Source organism: Sporomusa termitida (genome assembly GCF_007641255.1).
In the GTDB taxonomy this organism is placed as follows: domain Bacteria; phylum Bacillota; class Negativicutes; order Sporomusales; family Sporomusaceae; genus Sporomusa; species Sporomusa termitida.
This window is the reverse complement of record NZ_CP036259.1, coordinates 4,871,364-4,888,644: the sequence shown is the minus strand read 5'-3', so window position 1 is coordinate 4,888,644 and position 17,281 is coordinate 4,871,364. Positions and strand designations below refer to the sequence as shown.

Sequence of the window (17,281 nt, the reverse complement as noted above, 5' to 3'; positions counted from 1 at the left end):
CAGCAACGAACAATTTACCGGTTAACCGCCAGCCCGGCTGTAAGGGCCAGCATCAGGAACATAACAGCAAAATCAGCAGGCCCCAGCGTTACATCGGCCGTAAACTGCCGGCGGCCCCGGCTGCCAAAGCCCCGCAGCTCCAGACTCATCGCCATGGTTTCGGAACGCGACACGGCCCGCAGGACAAGAGGTTCAACGATCGCAACATAGTCCCGCAGCCGCTTCAGGGGATTGCCGCGAAAAACATAGCCCCGGCAAGCCTGGGCCTCACGGACAGCCTGACTTTCCGCCAGAAAATCAGGTACAAAACGCAGCGCCGAGGTAAACATAAACGCATATTCATAAGGAATCCGGCACTGGCTGACTAAAGCAGCGGTCAAATCCTGCAGGCGGGTAGTTGCCAATAAAAATATAAAAATCAGCGACATCGCCAACATTTTAAGCCCTGTCATCAGGGCAAACTCGACGGTACTGCCAAATACATACTGAAGCCCGGCCAGCATGATAGCAAAAACAGCTAAGCCGAGGGCACCTGTAAAGTGTTTGCCTGACAGGCGATAAAGCACAAACAGCAGGAGCTGCCCGCCGACCAGGGCAGCCTGGCCGGCCAGTGTCGGCACCAGCAGTGCCCATACCGACACGGCCGCTGTTAAAATAAGTTTGGTAAGCGGTGCAAGTTTAGGCATATTGCTCCCCCCTGCGTTTTATCGCCGCCGCAAGCTGTTCCACCAATTCATCGGCACTCCGGGCATTCATCCCGGTAAGCTGACGGCTTAAAGCCAGGGCTGACGGCGGCATCAGCCCCCAGGCGCCAATATCCTGACTGCCGTCAAACAGTTCTGCCGGCGGGCCGTCAAATACCTTGCGGCCTTGCTCCAGTACAACCGCCCGGACGGCATACCGGCTAATCAGTTCCATATCATGGGTAACCAGGATAATGGTAATCCCCTGCTGATTAAGTTCGGTTAAAAGTTCCATCAGGCTTTGTGCTTCCCAGGGGTCCTGGCCGCTTGTCGGCTCATCCAGAATGAGCATTTGCGGGCGCATGGCAATGGCGGAGGCGATTGCCACTTTCTGCTTTTGGCCCCGGCTGAGCGTGCGGGGAAAACTGCCGGCTAGTTCAGTCAGGCCGGTCACGGCGAGTGCCCACGCGGCCGACTCGGTGACGGCAGCCGGGGCAAACCCCAGCTGCTCAGGCCCATAAGCCACTTCTTTCACCACACTGTCCCGGAAAATCTGTCTATCCGGATTTTGGAATACATAACCAATGCTGCGGGCCATGTCGGCCGTGGTCATGGCGGCCGTGTTGTGTCCCCGCAGGTGTATACTGCCGCTGCCTGGCTTTAAGAGGGCCATGGCCAGCCGGGTCAGCGTTGTTTTGCCACTGCCGTTGCGCCCGGCCAGAGCCACAAATTCACCGGCTGTCACAGTAAAATCAACCTTAGCCAGTGCCTTTTTGCCACTGCTATAAGTAAATTCAATATCTTTCATGTTCAGAAGTAATTCAGGCACTTCTGGCCACCCCTTTTATACAAGTAAGCCGGTTGAGTTCCTCGGCTGCCTGGCGCTCTGTCTTCCAGGCCCCGAGGCTAAGCCCGGTTTCCTGCTCAAGCGTCAGCTTTATGGCCCATAAAGACGGTACGCCGAGCTTGAGCTCAGGCTGCTGCCACATATACGCCAGCGTCTGGCTTACATCGCCGGTGAACTCGAGGCTGCCGCCCTGCAGCACGGCAACCTGGCTGGCATAGGGCAAAATCCGGGCCAGCTGGTGTTCAACCACAATTACCGTTGTTCCCTGGCAATTCAGGTCATACAACAGTTCATAAATCCCGGCCGCGCCTTCCGGATCAAGGGCCGATGCCGGCTCATCAAGCACCAGGATAGCCGGTGACATCACCAAGACCGAAGCAATAGCCAGCCGCTGCTTCTGCCCGCCGGACAACCCGGCTACCTGACATTCTTCCAGCCCGGCCAGCCCTACCTTGGCCAGTGTTACGCTTACCTGCTGCTTGATTTCATTGCGGCTAAGACCGGAGGTCTCCAGACCAAAAGCCACTTCTTCCGCCACGGTCATCGCGACCAGCTGGCTTTCATAGTCTGCCAGCACTGTACCAACCTGTTCAGACAGTTCCCCCATACTTCTTTGCGACGAATTGACGCCGCCAACTAATACCTTCCCGCCCTGCCGCCCGCCAAAATAATGCGGTACAACCCCGGCAACAGCCAGAGCCAGCGTCGTCTTACCAGCGCCGCTGGGGCCGGTAATTACAGTAAATGCACCCTTGGCAACCGTTAGGGATACCTGTTCAAGCACCACCTCACCGGTAGGATAAGCATAAGAAAAATTTTCAAATTCCACAGCTGCCATTGACTACGCCTCCTTGCCGCCAAACATCCTTTTTGCCGGAAAATATAAGAGCTGGGTAATTACCATATTAATTGCGGCCACTGTCAAAACAACAGGCATCATGCCATAGAGATACACCGCCATTGGCAAGGACAGCACAACTTTGAGAATGGTAATAAAGGTAAAGCCGCTGGCCACAGTACTGATCCCGGCGGTAATGGCCGGCCGCAGGTTGATTTTGCCGATCGTCAGACTGAGTGAGGTATGAACAAGCAGCGCACAGACAACGGCACCGACCGGCTCACTGACGAAATTAGCGTAAGGCAACGCCGCCTTGGAGATGGGAATAGAGATAGCGCCTGTTACCAAACCAATGCCGGCCGCCTGTTTAACGCCGACCCGGGTAAGATTAATGGCAATGCAATACATGGCAATCAGCCAGTTGGGGGTAATACCGGCAATCGAAGGGGTAACGATTTTTAATATAACGCCAATAGCCAGCAGCAGGGCAGTCACTGCCACCCAGCGGAAGCGGCCCTCCTGCCCGGTTTGGACGATAATTAATTCTTGTTGCTGTTTGCTTTCCACATTAATCTCCTCCTTATTTATCTTAGTAAGGTTAGCTGTCCTTGTAACATCTCAGAACTAAAACAAAAACCCCGTCCCTTAAGTCATACAGGTACTGTATGACTTAAGGGACGGGGATAACCCGCGGTGCCACCCTGATTGGCTGGATATATACTCCGGCCCGGCTTAACTGGGTACAGGGCAAACCAGCCCGATACCTGCTCCCTGATAACGGCGGCAGTAACCCGTCAGTGCCTACCCCGCTGATCGCGGCTCAGACTGCATCTCCCAGGCCCATTCGACAGGCTGAGCAGCGCCAAACTCCCACTACCGTTGGCTCGCTGCGGCTCTCTGGCCGTGTGTACTTTCCCTGGTCATTGACAATAACAATATGTATTTGTGCAAAGTATAGCAAAAGACAGGTCTCTCTGTCAATTAATTTTTTAATTTTGCCGTTTACAATTTTTACAAGCTCCTGATAGTGATATCCTCAACATCCTCGTTATTCTCACCAAAAATTACCCGGCCGCTGATTTTTTTACCCTTAAGCACGGCCGGCAGCCAATAGATATCATCTGCCCACATCTGTTTGTAAGGTATATCGGCAATCGCAAACCATTCAGGCTTCATTTCCGGCGATTCCTGCGGTTCTCCCTGCCAGGTAGGCACGACATACAGCTGCACATCATGGTCAAGCTCCGGGCTGGCCGGGAAAACAAACTGTAATTCGCCCACATATTCAAGATCAGCCTCACAGGCGGCTAAGCCGCATTCTTCTTTCAACTCGCGCACAGCCGCTGCCGCCGCTGTCTCACCCTCCTCAAATTTGCCGCCAAACCCGTTGTACTTGCCACAACCGAATCCGGTCTTTTTCAGGCCGAGCAGGATACGCTCCGCCGGCCGGCCCTGAACAGGCAGGCATAAAGTCGTTGATCGCATAGTAGCCCTCCTTTATGTCAATCGGAAAACCTTTAGTTTATTGGTAACTGTAGAAATCGCCAGCGGCAGCAATGGCCCTAATTCCCCATCCAGATCGCTTTCCACCGGTTCATCACACTCTATATAGATATTGGCGGCCTGCAGATGCCGGATGTGGCTGCTGGCAATGTGCCGGCCGGAGAAGATACTGAAAAACAGCCCCATAAGTTCAGGAATGCTGCATTTATTGACAATCAGCAGATCCAGCTTGCCATCGTCGATCTTGGCCTGGGGGGCGAGAGTGGGAAAGCTGCCCACCAGCCCGCTGTTCATGACCAGAAATAGCAGAATATCATCATTGATCGTCCGGCCGTCTGCCGTTATCCTGACCCGCAGGGAGCGAAAGCTGGGCAACTCCCCCAGGCCTTTAAAGTAGTAGGCCATCCGGCCCAGGGTATTCTTTAAGGCTGTATCCACACTATGGGCTACCGAGGTCAGCAGGCCGGCACTGGCCACATTGAGGAAATACTCGCCATTAACCATGCCCACATCAACCGTACGCCACTGCCCGCCGGTCACGGCCCGCAGGCAGCCGGCCAAATCTTTTCCCAGGCTTAAGTGACTGGCAAAATCATTGCAGGTACCGCTGGGGATAATCCCTAAAGGTACATCGACAGATTCGGCCAGCATGGCGTTGATAACCTCATGGACAGTACCGTCACCACCGGCCACAAGCAGGCCAGCGGTGGCAAAGCCCTTGCTCTGACTGACAAAGGCCCGGACATCCCCTTTAAGCCTGGTGCGAAAGGGGATTACTATACCGTCTGCCGCTTGCAGGTATTCGATTACCTCATCCAGCCGGGTCTTGAATTTAGCATCGCCGGCTACCGGATTATAGATAAGCACATACTTCTTCATATATTACCCTCCTGCGGGCAGTTTAACACGTAAGCCACTGACCATCATCAGGAACCAGCACCCTGCTCTCTAAACCATGCTGAACCAAAAAGCCATTGAGCTCAGCCCTGGTCAACAGACAATGATTAATGGCCTCCAGATGCACAACAATAACCATCGCCGCCGGGGCCTGCCGGCATACCTGATAGATATCCTGCGGCCCCATGGTTATTGGCTCGCCCTCATTAAACCTGGCCGCGCCGCCATTCAGTACAATCACCTGCGGCTTATGCACCGCCAGCGCTGCTGCCACCTCCGGGCACCAGATGGTGTCACCGGCAATATAAAGGGTGGGCTCACCAACAGCTTTCAGAATATAACCAGACACCGGCGCCATTTTGCGGCCAATTTCCCCGGTGCCATGCTGCCCCCCGGTACGCGTGATGGTTATTCCCTGCCAGGTAACAGCCGGATCAACCGCCTGTAGGTTATGAAACCCCTGTTGCTGTAGTTTAGCCAGATCTTCCGGCTGGCAAAACACCGCCATGTGTTTGGGCAAGAACTCACCGGCTGCAGAATCAAAGTGATCACAATGGCTATGAGTAATGAGGCAACTGTCCGTCCTTATTGCCTCGCCCACAGTAACCGGCAGCTCTACCAATGGATTCCGCCGCTGGTTAGGCGAATTATCAATTGGCGCCATACTGCCGGCAGCACCTAAAACAGGATCAACCAACAAGCTCAGCCCCTTCATATGCAGCTGAAAAGTAGCATGTCTGAGATGCCTTATTTTCAAATTCCATCCCCTCCGTCAACGGATTCATATTGCTACCCAGATTATACCACACGATTACCGTTAAGTCAGCAAACCACAAGTGTCTCCCGGCCGTCCCTGTCAGACAGTACAGCCGGGAGACACTTTGTTGGGCCAGCTATTGATAGAGATAATATTGCCTGGATAACGCTTGGAACTGGTCGGCAGTGTCGTCCCACTGGCGCAGGATTTCCGCCAAAGGCGCACCCCAGCGGACATTACTGTCACCGGTATAGATGTCGATGGTGGCTGTGGCGGCAGTAGCCGACTGATTAAAAGCAAACTTGCCGTCACTCAGCTCCTTAATTACATACAAGAGGGTAAGACCGGTACGTACCGGCCGGTAGGCCGCCATATCGGTAACATGCAGCTGCACGCCGCCACACAGCCGGCCCTGATATTTGACCTCCGGCTGGCGGGGCGTAAAGTACACCGGCCGGAACATAACCCCCGGCAGGCCGGCGGCATTCATATGCCCAGCCAGCTCAGCGGCATTAAGCCAGGGAGCGCCGACAAGCTCAAAGGGCCGGGTAGTGCCAATGCCTTCGGAAACATTAGTACCGCCAAAAATCCCGGTGCCGCTATAGGCTAACGCCGTATCAGGCGTCGGGATATTCGGCGAGGTCATAACCCAGGGTAAGCGGGTATCGGCAAAATACATACTGCGCTGCCAGCCGGTCATGGGAATAACCACAAGCTCGCAGTCAATATGATATTCCCGGTTCATTAACCGGGCCAATTCACCGATTGTCAGGCCATGCCGGGCCGGAATCGGATACATACCGATGAACGACTCATAACCGTCCTGGATAATATTTCCTTCTACCACTGTCCCGCCCACCGGATTCGGCCGGTCAAACACAACAAAGGTTTTGCCGTTTTCTTTAGCACTTTGCATGGCATACGCCATTGTATACATATAAGTATAGAAACGAGCCCCGATATCCTGCATATCAAAAGCCAGAATATCGACATCAGCCAGCATGGCGGCAGTTGGTTTCTTCGTTGGCCCATACAGGCTGTACACCGGTGTGCCGGTGCTTTCATCAACATAGCTGCCGACCGGTGCCCCTGCCGGCACATGACCCCGGATGCCGTGTTCGGGTGAAAAAAGCGCGACAAGCCGGGTCTTAGCGTTAAGCACATCAATGGTGCTTTGAAAATCACTGGTCATCCCGGTTTGATTGGTAATAAGCCCGACCCTTTTTCCCTGGAACACAGTCAGATACCGGTCAAGGTTATCAATGCCCAGCCGGACTTTGGCAGGCTCAGGCAGCACCTCATCAGCCTGTTGGCCGGTAAGCGGTGCCGCACTGCCAGCAGTGGCGGCCGTCAGGACCAGGGTAAAACTAAGAGCAAGAATACTGAGTAATTGTTTAAAATACATAGCGAGCCTCCACCTAATAATAATATCGCCGTCAGCGCAGCATCAGCTGCCGGTTTTGCTCATTGCCTGTCATCTCAAATTCATATACCACCGGGCCGGGAAACAAACTGCTGGTAAGCTCAAGTGTAAAGGTACCGGTCAGCGGCTGGCCGGGGTTATAGCGCAGGTAACGCCCGTCCTGATAGGTCTGCCAGATCTGGCCGCCTTGTTTAACTGTATAGGCTAAATCGGCAAGCTCGCCATTTTTCAGCTTGACACTGACAAAATCCGCCCCATTGCTCATTTGCCCGAGACTGGCTGACGCGGCTTCCAGGTTAGGCAGCGTGGCGAAGGTCCATTCCCTCGCCAGGGTGGCGGTACTGCCGTCAGCCATTAGGCGTAAGGACTCAATCCGCGCTGTATAGGCCATACCCGGAACCAACACTGTCCGGGGAATAAGAAACACATGCTGTTTCCAGGCACTCTCCTTGCTGGCATCAACCAGAAAAAAAGGGACTGGCTGACCGCCGGCGGTTGCCAGGCTGGCTGATAAAACCTGCAGTTCCCGGGTGGCACTGTCATGCACACTTAAACTAATCGGATAACCGACATAGGTCTCCTCCTGGCCATAGGCGGCCAGGGGGTTAGGGGTTTCGACGGCTTTCCAGCCAATCTTGGCATCGGTCTGGCCCGGATAGGGATATACCACGATTCTGCCATCTGTCAGCCCCTGGGGCGCACCATAGTTAATCACAGTGCAATCCGGCCGCAGGGTAAAGCCCATACCAACCTCCGTGAAATTGGGGTTTATATGCGCCAGTCGGTGATAAGGGGCATCCATCAAACTATCAACCCCCCCGCCGCCATCGACAGCTGCGGTAGACAAGCCCTCCCCCACCGGCTGATAATACCCGGCCAATTCGGCCCGCTCTTTTACGGTTGCCCCGGTAAAACCGGGCTGAGACTTATCCTCATAATGGCCAAGCAGCCTGTTGCGGGCCAGATAATCGGCATGGGCCTGAGCACTGCGGGTAAGCAGGGACTGTTCTGTTACCGGCGGCAAAGCCAGGGCGGTGCGGTATTGATTGAGGACGTTAAGACCCGCCGCCAGTAACGAGGACTGTTCAGTCCCGGCGCCTGGCGACTGATATTCGGACCGTTTATCCTCAATTGTAAAGCTGCTGCTAATTTCAACCGGCTGGTAGCCGGTAAGTACGAAGGTCAGGCTCAGGTTATGCCGGCCGGGTTGAAGTTCCTGGGGAGGACGGCCGGTAATCAAACCCAGTTCGGGCTGATAAGCCGCCGCTATAGCCTGGCCGTCAAGATACAGCTGATAAGACGCCAGCGTTTCTCCCGGCAAAGTAAGCTGCACCTGCAGCTCCGGCTGCTTACTCTGGATAACCCCCCCGTCTGCCGGCACCATCCGGTAGGTAAATGTAGCGGCATTGGCGGTACCGGTATAATTCCTGATAAATAAACCTGCGCCGATTGCAATACTTACCAGTAAAACCAAACAAAGAATAAGTAACCGCCCGGTCTTAAGCGTCATTATTATGCCTCCTCGACCCATACGCGGCTGCCCCGCCCGGCCGGTTCGGCCGGTTCCACAACCAACCGTCGCGGCAGGCGCTGTTTTAACTCAGACACATGACTGATAATCCCGATGGTCAGCCGCTCGATATGGAGCTTCTCTAAGGTGGTCATCGCCACATCCAGGGCCTGCTGGTCAAGGGAACCAAAACCTTCATCCAGAAAAAAGAATTCGAGCGGATACTTGCCTTTAAGCTGAATTTGCGCCGATAACGCCAGGGATAACGCCAATGCGGCCTGGAAGGTTTCTCCTCCTGACAAAGTACTGACCGGCCGCCTGACACCGCCATTGGCATCATCACGAATCAGAAACCCGCCGTCAGAATTAAGCTCCAGGGCATAGCGGTGCCGGGTTATCTGCTTTAAGCGCTCCGAGGCCTGCCGGGCCACTAATTCCATCTGTTCCTGGGCCAGAAATTCGACAAAGATATTGCCGCGTAACAATGTTCGCAGCGCCATTAGGCATTCCCGCTGTTCTTTAAGCGTCAGCCGCACCGCCTCCAGCTCCGACCAGCGGTGGTGCTTAACCGACAGATCCCGGTATTCTTTATCAGCCTCTACCCGTTCCCGGGTAGCCGTATTCTTTTCCAGTTCCGCCTGGGCCAGGCATTGTTGAATTTGTTCCCAGTCGGCACCGGTTACCATCCGGCCTTGCAGAGCCTCCAACAGCTGGTCACACTGAGCGTTCAGCCGCTGCTCTGCGTCCGCATAAACCCTGAGCCGGCGGCGCCCTTCTTCCCGCCGGGCCGCCGGCAGGTGCACGTCAGTCATAGCGTTAACGTCGGCAAACCCTTCTTCCCGCAGTCTAGCCTCAAGTTTTACCTGGCTGAGTTCCCGGCGTCTCACCGCCTCCAGCCAGCTGGTTTCCACCCGGGCCTGCTCCTGTTCTGCGGCTATTAAGGCCTCTGCCGCCTGTTCAGCACGGTTTTTCGCCAGTTCTTCCTCCCGGCGCACAGTCTCAAGGGCCTGGGCAGTGCGGGCCAGGAGTTGGCTCGCAGGTAGCCCCCGAGTAATGGCCATAAGCTCCTGTTGTTTGGCTGTTACCTGTTCCTGCGCGGCGCTAACCCTGGCAGTAATTGCTGCCAAACCGGCCGCCGCCGCCTGGACGCGCTGGTGCAGTATAGAAATTTCACGCTGGCAGCCCTCATATTCCTGCCGGTGGTTAGCCAACTGTTTTACCAGGGTTTCCGCCAGCATATCCTGATTACTAATATATGCGGCAAGTTCCTCCACATGCCTAAGGAGGCCATCAACCGTCAGCTGGCCGGCAAGATTGGGGTCTGCGGCCTGTAAAGCCGTCTGTAACTGCCTGTGCCCAGCATTGACCTCAGCCCGGGCTTCGCCATATTCAGTCCGGATCTTGTCAAGTTCGGCGCTTGCCGACGCTGCCTGCTGACTAAGTGCGGCCGCAGCCGCACTGGCATCGGCCAGGCTTTGGCGCTCGGCTGCTACCATTTTACCAGTTTCGGCCAGGGTTTGGGTCAATAGGGCCATACGCTGTTTGGCGGCGGCAATCTCCTGCTCAAAATGCTTATAACCATCAATATCACCATGATTTGATTGCTGCACTGCCGGACAGGGATGCTTGTCCGAGCCGCAGACCGGACAAGGCTGGCCAACCGTCAGTTCACCGGCCAGCCGAATGGCGGCGGCGTGCTTTTCACCTGACAGCAGCTGGTCAAGCTGATCAGCTGCGGCCTGGAGCTGGGACTCCACCGTTTTCGCCTCAGCTGCCGTCAGGGTATTTAACCGTAGTTCAATCTGCCGCCGTAACCCTTCCGCCTGTCTGGCGGCAGTTGCCGTCTGTTCACACTGCTGTTTGCGCAAAACCTCGGCCTGCTTGATTTTCTCAGCGGCGGTAAGATTTTGCCTGAGAAGCTGCGCACCGGTAACGCATTCCTGCACTTTAGCCCGCTGAACCGCACTAATACCGGCGGCCGTTAGCTGCTGCTCAAGCTTTTTTAACCTTTCCTCCAACTGTTGGCTGCGGCTTGTCTGCTGGGCTAATGACTCGCCTGCCCCTGCAGCCACAAGCTGCTGTTGCTGTTGCTGTGCTGCCAATCCGGCCGCCGCTGCCTGCAGCCGGATTACCTGTTCTTCAAGCTGCCGGGCTGCCGCTAACTTTGTCCGTTGTTCAATGAGTTCAGGCTCGCGTCTGCTCCGGACCTCGCTGGCGCTGTTATAGGCAATATTTAGCTCTTTGCTTACTGCAGCCAGCCGGGCTGCCTGCTCAACTGTCTGCCGCTTAAGCGCAGCCGCTGCCTGCTCGTTGGTCTGGCTTGTTAAAAACTCTGCCAAAACACCGGCCGCCCGTTCCGCTTTTTCTGCCTGTTCAAGGGCCGCCGCCAGGTGCTGCATTGCCGGTTCCTGTTGACGATGGGCAGTAAGCTCCGCCTGCTTCCGGGTTATTTCTTCCTGCAGGTTATGTACCGTCTTGGCTTCAGTATACCTTGCTTCCGCCAGACGGTATGCCTGCAGGGCCTGTTCTTCCGTCCGGGCGGCAATCAGCAGCCCGGCCTGGGCCTTGGCAATCGCCGCCGGGGAAGCATCGCCCAACCCTTTTTGCTCGCTTTCTACCTCAATATAGCCTGTTTCTGCAGTTCGTACCCTGTCATTTACTTTATTAATCAGAACATTGCCGTACTGCTCCAGCGAAAACAAGCGCTGCAGCATCTCCCGCCGCTCTTTGCCGCCCAGATTTAAAAACTCGGCAAACTTCCCCTGCGGCAGCACAACCGCCCTGGTGAAGTCTTCTTCCTTCAGCCCCAACAGTCCGGTTATCTGCTCGGTAACCTCGCGGTCTTTATCGGCCAGCAGCTCTTCCTGACTGTCATTTATCAGAATCAGCCGGCTGTGGGTATTAGTTACAGCCAGTTGGTCTTTGCGGGCATAACGGCGCTCCACCCGGTACAGACGGCGCGCGTTGCCCTGACCCAGCGAAAACGAAAATATAACCGTCACATGCTTCTCAGCATGATTTAAGATGCCCTGGGTACGGCGGCCGGCTCTGACTACCGTCCCGTACAGGGCCAGGGTCATCGCATCTAAGATAGAAGATTTACCGCTGCCGGTCGGCCCGAAAATACCAAAAACCCCAAGCTCGGACAGCCGTTCAAAAGGAATCTCCTGCTCTTCCCGGAAACTGTGCAACCCGGCTATCTTCAGCATAACAGGCTTCATAACACCGCCTCCCCCCCGCAGTCGCTCTGTTCTTCCTCCGCCAGGATACTCTGACTTAATTCAAGAAACAGTTCGACAAGCCGGGCCTCAGGCTTAAGGCCGCCGTTTTGCTGTTCATAAAACCGGATAAACAGTTCGTTGAGCGGCATACTGTTCAGGCGGGCCGGAACCTTGGACTGATTGTCTTCTACTGCCTGAAACACCGGTCTGATGGTAACAAAACCCTGATGCATGGCCCGTAATTGTTGGATTTCATCCAGAGCCAGCGCCTGCGTAATCTCCAGTTCGACCTCAATCCAGGCCTCCTTATCGCGCCCGGCGTCAACCCAGGCCCGCACCTGGGCCAAGCCACCGGTCGCCCGCCATCTCACCAGCGGCCGGCCGGCACTTAACGGCAGCTCCCGTATCTGGGCAGCCAGACCGGGCCGGACATCAACGATGGTTACCGACTTGGCGTAGCCGGTCTCGGAAAAGCTGTAGGCCAGCGGCGAGCCGGCATAGCGGCAGGGGGCCGGCGTCCCGCCCACATACTGCGGCCGATGCAAATGCCCCAGGGCAATATATTGGGCAGCCGCCGGAAACACCAGCGGATCTACCGCATAGGCCCCGCCCACCTGAATCTGATGCTCAGATTCTGATTCAATGCCGCCGCGAACATACAGATGGCTTATGGCCAGATTAACAGAAGCAGGCCGGTACCTGGCATTAATTGCACTAAACAGCCCGGCGAGCCTGTTGTTATAGCCCTGACGCAAATCACTCTCTTCCAGGGAAGCGGCCAGCAGCTCTTTAAGCCGTCCTTCTGAGGGATAAGGCAGAGCCGCAATGACTGCGGTATGGTCAATTCCCGGCACAGCCAATTCCAGCCAGGCCTGACCGCCATTGACCCGGTACACCTTCCCCGGCCCCGGACTGGTTGGGCCAAGCTCTTCTTTAGGTAAGCCGGCCAGAGTAATGCCTAAACGGCCGGCCAGGGGTGAGGCAGCACACAGCCTGTCCGGATTATCATGGTTGCCGGCCACAATGACCACACCCCGCCGGCCATGGTCAGCCAGCTTGTCAACCGCATAATAAAACAATTCCTCGGCTGCCGCACTGGGGTTAGGGCTTTGAAAGACATCTCCGGCCACCAGTACCAGGTCAATGCGTTCATCTGCGCAAATGCCCGCTAATTCCTCCACAAACGCCACCTGCTCCCGGTGTCTGTCCCGGCCTTCAATCGTTTTGCCAAAATGCCAGTCGGCTGTATGTAAGATGCGCATAGTCGCTCCTTATCTTCTCAATACTTTTCTTGTTGAAAGGGTTTTCGCTTTACTCAGGACAAACTCCTGCACAAAACACGGCTTGCGCCGAGCCTTTGGCGAAAGCGTAAGCCGATGTTGCCCTTATCCAGAGAAAGTTATCCTTTCTATCAGGATAAAAAACCTGCGGCTGCAGGCCGAGTAAGAAAAAAGCCACGGCCGCTAGACCGTGGTTTTTCTCATTCAGCACGATATTACAATTACCAGACAGCAATTACGGAGCCTTTGAAATGCTCATTAACAAACTTTTTTACCTCTTCGGAGTGATAGGCCTTGATCAGTTTAGTAATCGCCGGGTTATCCTTGTCTTTTGCATTTACAGCAATAATATTCGCATACGGAGAATTGCCGTCCTCAATCGCCAGCGCATCTTTGTTGGGAACAAGCCCGGCGGTCATGGCATAGTTGGTGTTAACGGCCGCCAGATCAACATCTTCCAGCGAACGCGGTACCTGAGCAGCGTCAAGTTCTTTGACTTTAAAGCCCTTGGGGTTTTCGGCAATATCAGCGGCGGCCGCTTTCAGGCCGACTCCCGGTTTAAGCTTAATTAATCCCTGTTTTTCCAGCAGTAATAAGGCCCGGCCCCCATTGGTCGGGTCGTTGGGAATGGCAATCGTGGCGCCTGGCTTAAGCTCATTAAGCGCGATAATCTTCTTCGAATATATGCCCATAGGATAAATAACAGTTTTAGCAACTGACACTATATCATATTTGCGGTCTTGGACCATATTGTCCAGATACGGCTGATGCTGAAAACTATTGACGTCAATATCCCCCTGGCTTAAGGCCACATTAGGCTGAACATAATCATTGAATTCAACAACTTCAATCTTCAGACCGTCTTTATCAGCGACTTGTTTAACAACATCCATAATTTCGGCATGCGGGCCGGCCGTTACCCCGACCTTGAGTATTTTATCTGCTGCCGGCGTTGCTGCCGGCTTACTGCAGCCGGTAAGTCCGGCAACTGCAGCCACAAGGACCGTGGCCAAGGCTACTGCTTTTATGTACTTATTCATTCTCATGTCCCCCTTTTATAACTCCTATTATTTAACTGTCAGCTTGGTCAAGCGGTCGGCTGCTGCCTGCAGGGTTTCAAACTTTTTGCAAAAACAAAACCTGACCAAGGTTTTACCGGCATTGCTTTCAGGCCGGAAAAAGCTTGAGCCGGGCACAACCGCCACCCCAATCTCGCTGGCCAGGTATTTAGCAAAGGCAACATCGTCGTCCCAGCCAAACGGTGTAATGTCGGTCATAATATAATAGGCTCCCTGTGGACGCACACAGCTAAAGCCAACCTTCTCCAGGGCATTAAGCAAATAATCCCGCCGTTCGCTATAAAAACCAGCCAATTCCGCATAGTATTCCAGGCCAGAAGTAAAAGCCTCGGCCGCGGCTACCTGCAGGGGGGCCGCCGCGCCTACGGTAAGAAAATCATGTACCTTACGCACCGAAGCCGTGATCGCCGGTGAGGCCTGAACATAACCAATACGCCAGCCGGTTACGCTGAAGGTTTTAGATACACTATTTACCGCAATCGTCCTGTCGGTCATGCCCGGCAAGGTCCACAGCGGGATATGCTCAGTATTGTCATACAGGATATGTTCATAGATTTCATCATTGATTGCCAGCACATCATGCTTCCTGCACAACTGGGCAATGAGCTCCAGTTCTTCGCGATTAAAGACTTTGCCGGTTGGGTTATTGGGGGTATTAATGATGATGGCCCTGGTTTTATCGGAAAAAGCGGCAATAAGCTCCTCCCGGTTAAAGTTAAATGCCGGCGGGGTTAAGCTGACATACCGGGGTACCGCCCCGCACAGGATGACATCGGCGCCATAATTTTCATAAAACGGTTCAAAAATAATGACTTCATCGCCCGGGTTAACAGTGGCCAAGAGGGTGGCAATCATGCCCTCTGTGGCCCCGCAGCACACGGTAAGCTGACTTTCAGGGTCGATAACAACACCATAGTCCCGTTCCACCTTGGCGGCAATGGCATCACGCAGGCCTTTGGTCCCCCAGGTTATAGCATATTGATTATAATCCTCATTAACAGCCCTGACAGCAGCCTGTTTAATCGCTGCCGGGGCCGGGAAATCCGGGAAACCCTGGGCGAGGTTAATCGCATTATGCGCAGCCGCAATCCGGCTCATCTCTCTGATGACCGATTCGGTAAATTGCCGGGCCTTGGCTGACGCGTAACCGCCTTCACGAATATTACGGATATTATCTTCCATGCTTACGTATTCCCCCTATAGTTCTGTTTCCATATTCTAGCGTTTGTTAAGTCTCTGGGCAAAATAGTCACCACTGGACTGGACGATCTGTACCAGCGCAATCAGAATAACGACCGTTGCCAGCATGACATCTGCTCTAAAGCGTTGATAACCATAGCGGATCGCCAGGTCTCCCAGGCCACCGCCGCCAATGGCACCAGCCATGGCCGAGTAACCAATTAAACTGATCACCATTAATGTCAGTCCCAATAGTATAGACGGCAGGGCTTCCGGAATAAGTACCTTCAGGATAATCTGCCGGGGCGATGCCCCCATTGACTGTGCGGCTTCGACCAGCCCGGCATCCACTTCCTTGAGGGCCGACTCGACAACGCGGCCGACAAAGGGAATTGCTGCAATTGTGAGGGGTACAATCGCCGCATTGGTGCCGATTGAAGTACCAACAATAATCCTGGTAAAAGGTATAATAGCGACCATTAAAATAATAAACGGCGTTGACCTGGCAGCATTAACGATTGCTCCTAAGGTCTGATTAAATACCAGGTTCTCTTTTATGTGGCCCTTGCCGGTGATAACCAGGATTACGCCAAGCGGGATTCCCAGCAAGGCGGAGACCAGGGCTGAAACAGCTACCATATAGACGGTTTCCCCGCAAGCCTCAACCAGCAGCATAAGCATGTCTTGTGACATAGCCAATCACCTCTGTTCCCAAATCTCTGGCCTGCAGATAACGCAACGCACTTTGAATATCCTCCTGTTGGCCGGACAACTCTATAACCAGCGTGCCATACGGTGTGGCCTGCAAATGGTCAATATTACCGGAGATAATGTTGACATCAACGGCAAAACGCCTGATCAGGCCGGCAATAACCGGTTCATTAGTGGCCGCCCCGAAGAAAGATAAGCGCACAACCAGGTTGCTGCCGGCAACCGGCTTGTCTGATACAATCTCCGCCAGGGCTTCCGGCAATTTATTATTTACTACGGCTTTAATAAACTCGCGGGCGGTGTCTGACTGGGGCCTGGTAAATACATCAAGCACCCTCCCGGTTTCTACAAGCCGGCCGGCTTCAATTACAGCCACTTGATCGCAGATTGCTTTAATTACATGCATCTCATGGGTAATCAGGACAATCGTTAAGCCCAATTTTCTATTAATATCTTTCAATAAAGCCAGAATTGACTCTGTCGTCTGCGGGTCAAGGGCTGAAGTTGCTTCATCGCATAACAGCACTTTGGGCTGACTTGCCAAAGCCCGGGCGATGCCGACCCGCTGTTTTTGCCCGCCGCTGAGCTGGGCCGGATAGACATCTTTTTTGTCAGATAAGCCAACAAGCTCTAACAGCGGCAGTACTTTTTTTACCCGTTCAGTTCTACCGACACCGGCAATCTCCAAGGGAAAAGCCACATTGTCGAGCACTGTGCGCGAAGACAACAGATTAAAATGCTGAAAAATCATGCCGATACTTTTACGGGCATCGCGTAATTGCACTTCTGACAACGCTGTCATTTCCTGGCCAGCAATAAATACCTGGCCGGCGGTAGGACGTTCCAACAGGTTTATGCAGCGGATAAGAGTGCTTTTCCCAGCGCCACTTTTACCAATAATGCCATAGATCTCTCCCTGCTTTATATTCAAAGATACATGATCAAGGGCGATTACCGTACCAGACTCGCCGTTATATATCTTTTGTAAGCCTGTTAATGAAATCATAGTTATCTGCCTCCTGTTGTGATATACAATAAGAAAAAACTTGGCTTGTGCCAAGTCCTTCATGGACGCCGGCAGAAGCCGCCGGGGCCCTTTAGGGTATTGGCGTTCTTACTTATGATCATAAACCGATATACTTGCTAATCATGTAAAAAACCTCTCCGCAGTCGAAGAGGCATAATTCAAGACTATGCTATTCTTCATCTGCCAAACCCTTACAGGCTGCAGGAATTGGCACCGTTCGCCTTTGCGATGGTTGCCGCAGCTTCATAGGGCCAGTCCCTCAGCCAACTCTTGATGAAAAATACTGTATCTTTTTTTATTCTTGAGTAATATTACCACAGGTATAT

15 protein-coding genes, 1 pseudogene and 1 riboswitch are annotated in these 17,281 nt (G+C 53.9%); all 16 genes and pseudogenes read right to left on the bottom strand.

Annotation, left to right across the window (positions count from 1 at the left end; all coding sequences use genetic code 11):
* Positions 1–14: 14 nt before the first annotated feature.
* Positions 15–686: an energy-coupling factor transporter transmembrane component T family protein gene (locus SPTER_RS22590; protein WP_144352443.1), complete on the bottom strand. Its 672-nt coding sequence runs from the start codon at positions 684–686 to the stop codon at positions 15–17.
* Positions 679–1,512 carry an energy-coupling factor ABC transporter ATP-binding protein gene (locus SPTER_RS22585; protein ID WP_144352442.1) on the bottom strand — a complete coding sequence of 278 codons (834 nt, stop codon included), beginning with the start codon at positions 1,510–1,512 and terminating at the stop codon, positions 679–681. The genes SPTER_RS22590 and SPTER_RS22585 overlap by 8 nt, the downstream gene beginning before the upstream one ends.
* The gene (locus SPTER_RS22580) at positions 1,505–2,368 is read right to left on the bottom strand and encodes an energy-coupling factor ABC transporter ATP-binding protein (protein WP_144352441.1); all 864 of its coding nucleotides are present in this window, start codon (positions 2,366–2,368) and stop codon (positions 1,505–1,507) included. The genes SPTER_RS22585 and SPTER_RS22580 overlap by 8 nt, the downstream gene beginning before the upstream one ends.
* A gap of 3 nt (positions 2,369–2,371) precedes the next feature.
* Entirely contained in the window at positions 2,372–2,935 is a 564-nt protein-coding gene (locus SPTER_RS22575) for a tryptophan transporter (protein ID WP_144352440.1), read from the bottom strand.
* A gap of 444 nt (positions 2,936–3,379) precedes the next feature.
* Positions 3,380–3,853: an 8-oxo-dGTP diphosphatase gene (locus tag SPTER_RS22570; RefSeq protein WP_144352439.1), complete on the bottom strand. Its 474-nt coding sequence runs from the start codon at positions 3,851–3,853 to the stop codon at positions 3,380–3,382.
* Positions 3,854–3,865: 12 nt separating this feature from the next.
* Positions 3,866–4,750: a diacylglycerol/lipid kinase family protein gene (locus SPTER_RS22565; protein ID WP_144352438.1), complete on the bottom strand. Its 885-nt coding sequence runs from the start codon at positions 4,748–4,750 to the stop codon at positions 3,866–3,868.
* Positions 4,751–4,772: 22 nt separating this feature from the next.
* Positions 4,773–5,525: an MBL fold metallo-hydrolase gene (locus tag SPTER_RS22560; protein WP_144352437.1), complete on the bottom strand. Its 753-nt coding sequence runs from the start codon at positions 5,523–5,525 to the stop codon at positions 4,773–4,775.
* 136 nt (positions 5,526–5,661) lie between these two features.
* The gene (locus SPTER_RS22555; RefSeq protein ID WP_144352436.1) at positions 5,662–6,930 is read right to left on the bottom strand and encodes an exo-beta-N-acetylmuramidase NamZ family protein; all 1,269 of its coding nucleotides are present in this window, start codon (positions 6,928–6,930) and stop codon (positions 5,662–5,664) included.
* Positions 6,931–6,961: 31 nt separating this feature from the next.
* Entirely contained in the window at positions 6,962–8,458 is a 1,497-nt protein-coding gene (locus tag SPTER_RS22550) for a CAP domain-containing protein (RefSeq protein ID WP_170233374.1), read from the bottom strand.
* A 2-nt stretch (positions 8,459–8,460) separates the two neighbouring features.
* Positions 8,461–8,898 (bottom strand): SbcC/MukB-like Walker B domain-containing protein, encoded by a 438-nt coding sequence (locus SPTER_RS26000; protein WP_425474376.1) that lies wholly within the window; start codon positions 8,896–8,898, stop codon positions 8,461–8,463.
* A 2,277-nt stretch (positions 8,899–11,175) separates the two neighbouring features.
* Positions 11,176–11,667, bottom strand: a pseudogene (locus SPTER_RS25995) (AAA family ATPase); the annotation flags it as partial.
* 8 nt (positions 11,668–11,675) lie between these two features.
* Positions 11,676–12,941 (bottom strand): exonuclease SbcCD subunit D, encoded by a 1,266-nt coding sequence (locus SPTER_RS22540; protein WP_144352433.1) that lies wholly within the window; start codon positions 12,939–12,941, stop codon positions 11,676–11,678.
* Between the two features lie 239 nt (positions 12,942–13,180).
* Positions 13,181–13,999, bottom strand: a complete 819-nt coding sequence (locus SPTER_RS22535) for a MetQ/NlpA family ABC transporter substrate-binding protein (protein ID WP_144352432.1) — start codon at positions 13,997–13,999, stop codon at positions 13,181–13,183.
* A 27-nt stretch (positions 14,000–14,026) separates the two neighbouring features.
* A complete protein-coding gene (locus SPTER_RS22530; protein ID WP_144352431.1) occupies positions 14,027–15,220 on the bottom strand; it encodes a pyridoxal phosphate-dependent aminotransferase in 1,194 nt (397 codons plus the stop codon).
* A gap of 36 nt (positions 15,221–15,256) precedes the next feature.
* A complete protein-coding gene (locus SPTER_RS22525; RefSeq protein WP_144352430.1) occupies positions 15,257–15,910 on the bottom strand; it encodes a methionine ABC transporter permease in 654 nt (217 codons plus the stop codon).
* The gene (locus tag SPTER_RS22520; RefSeq protein WP_144352429.1) at positions 15,879–16,934 is read right to left on the bottom strand and encodes a methionine ABC transporter ATP-binding protein; all 1,056 of its coding nucleotides are present in this window, start codon (positions 16,932–16,934) and stop codon (positions 15,879–15,881) included. The genes SPTER_RS22525 and SPTER_RS22520 overlap by 32 nt, the downstream gene beginning before the upstream one ends.
* Positions 16,935–17,128: 194 nt before the next feature.
* Positions 17,129–17,235: riboswitch (SAM riboswitch) on the bottom strand.
* Between the last annotated feature and the right edge of the window lie 46 nt (positions 17,236–17,281).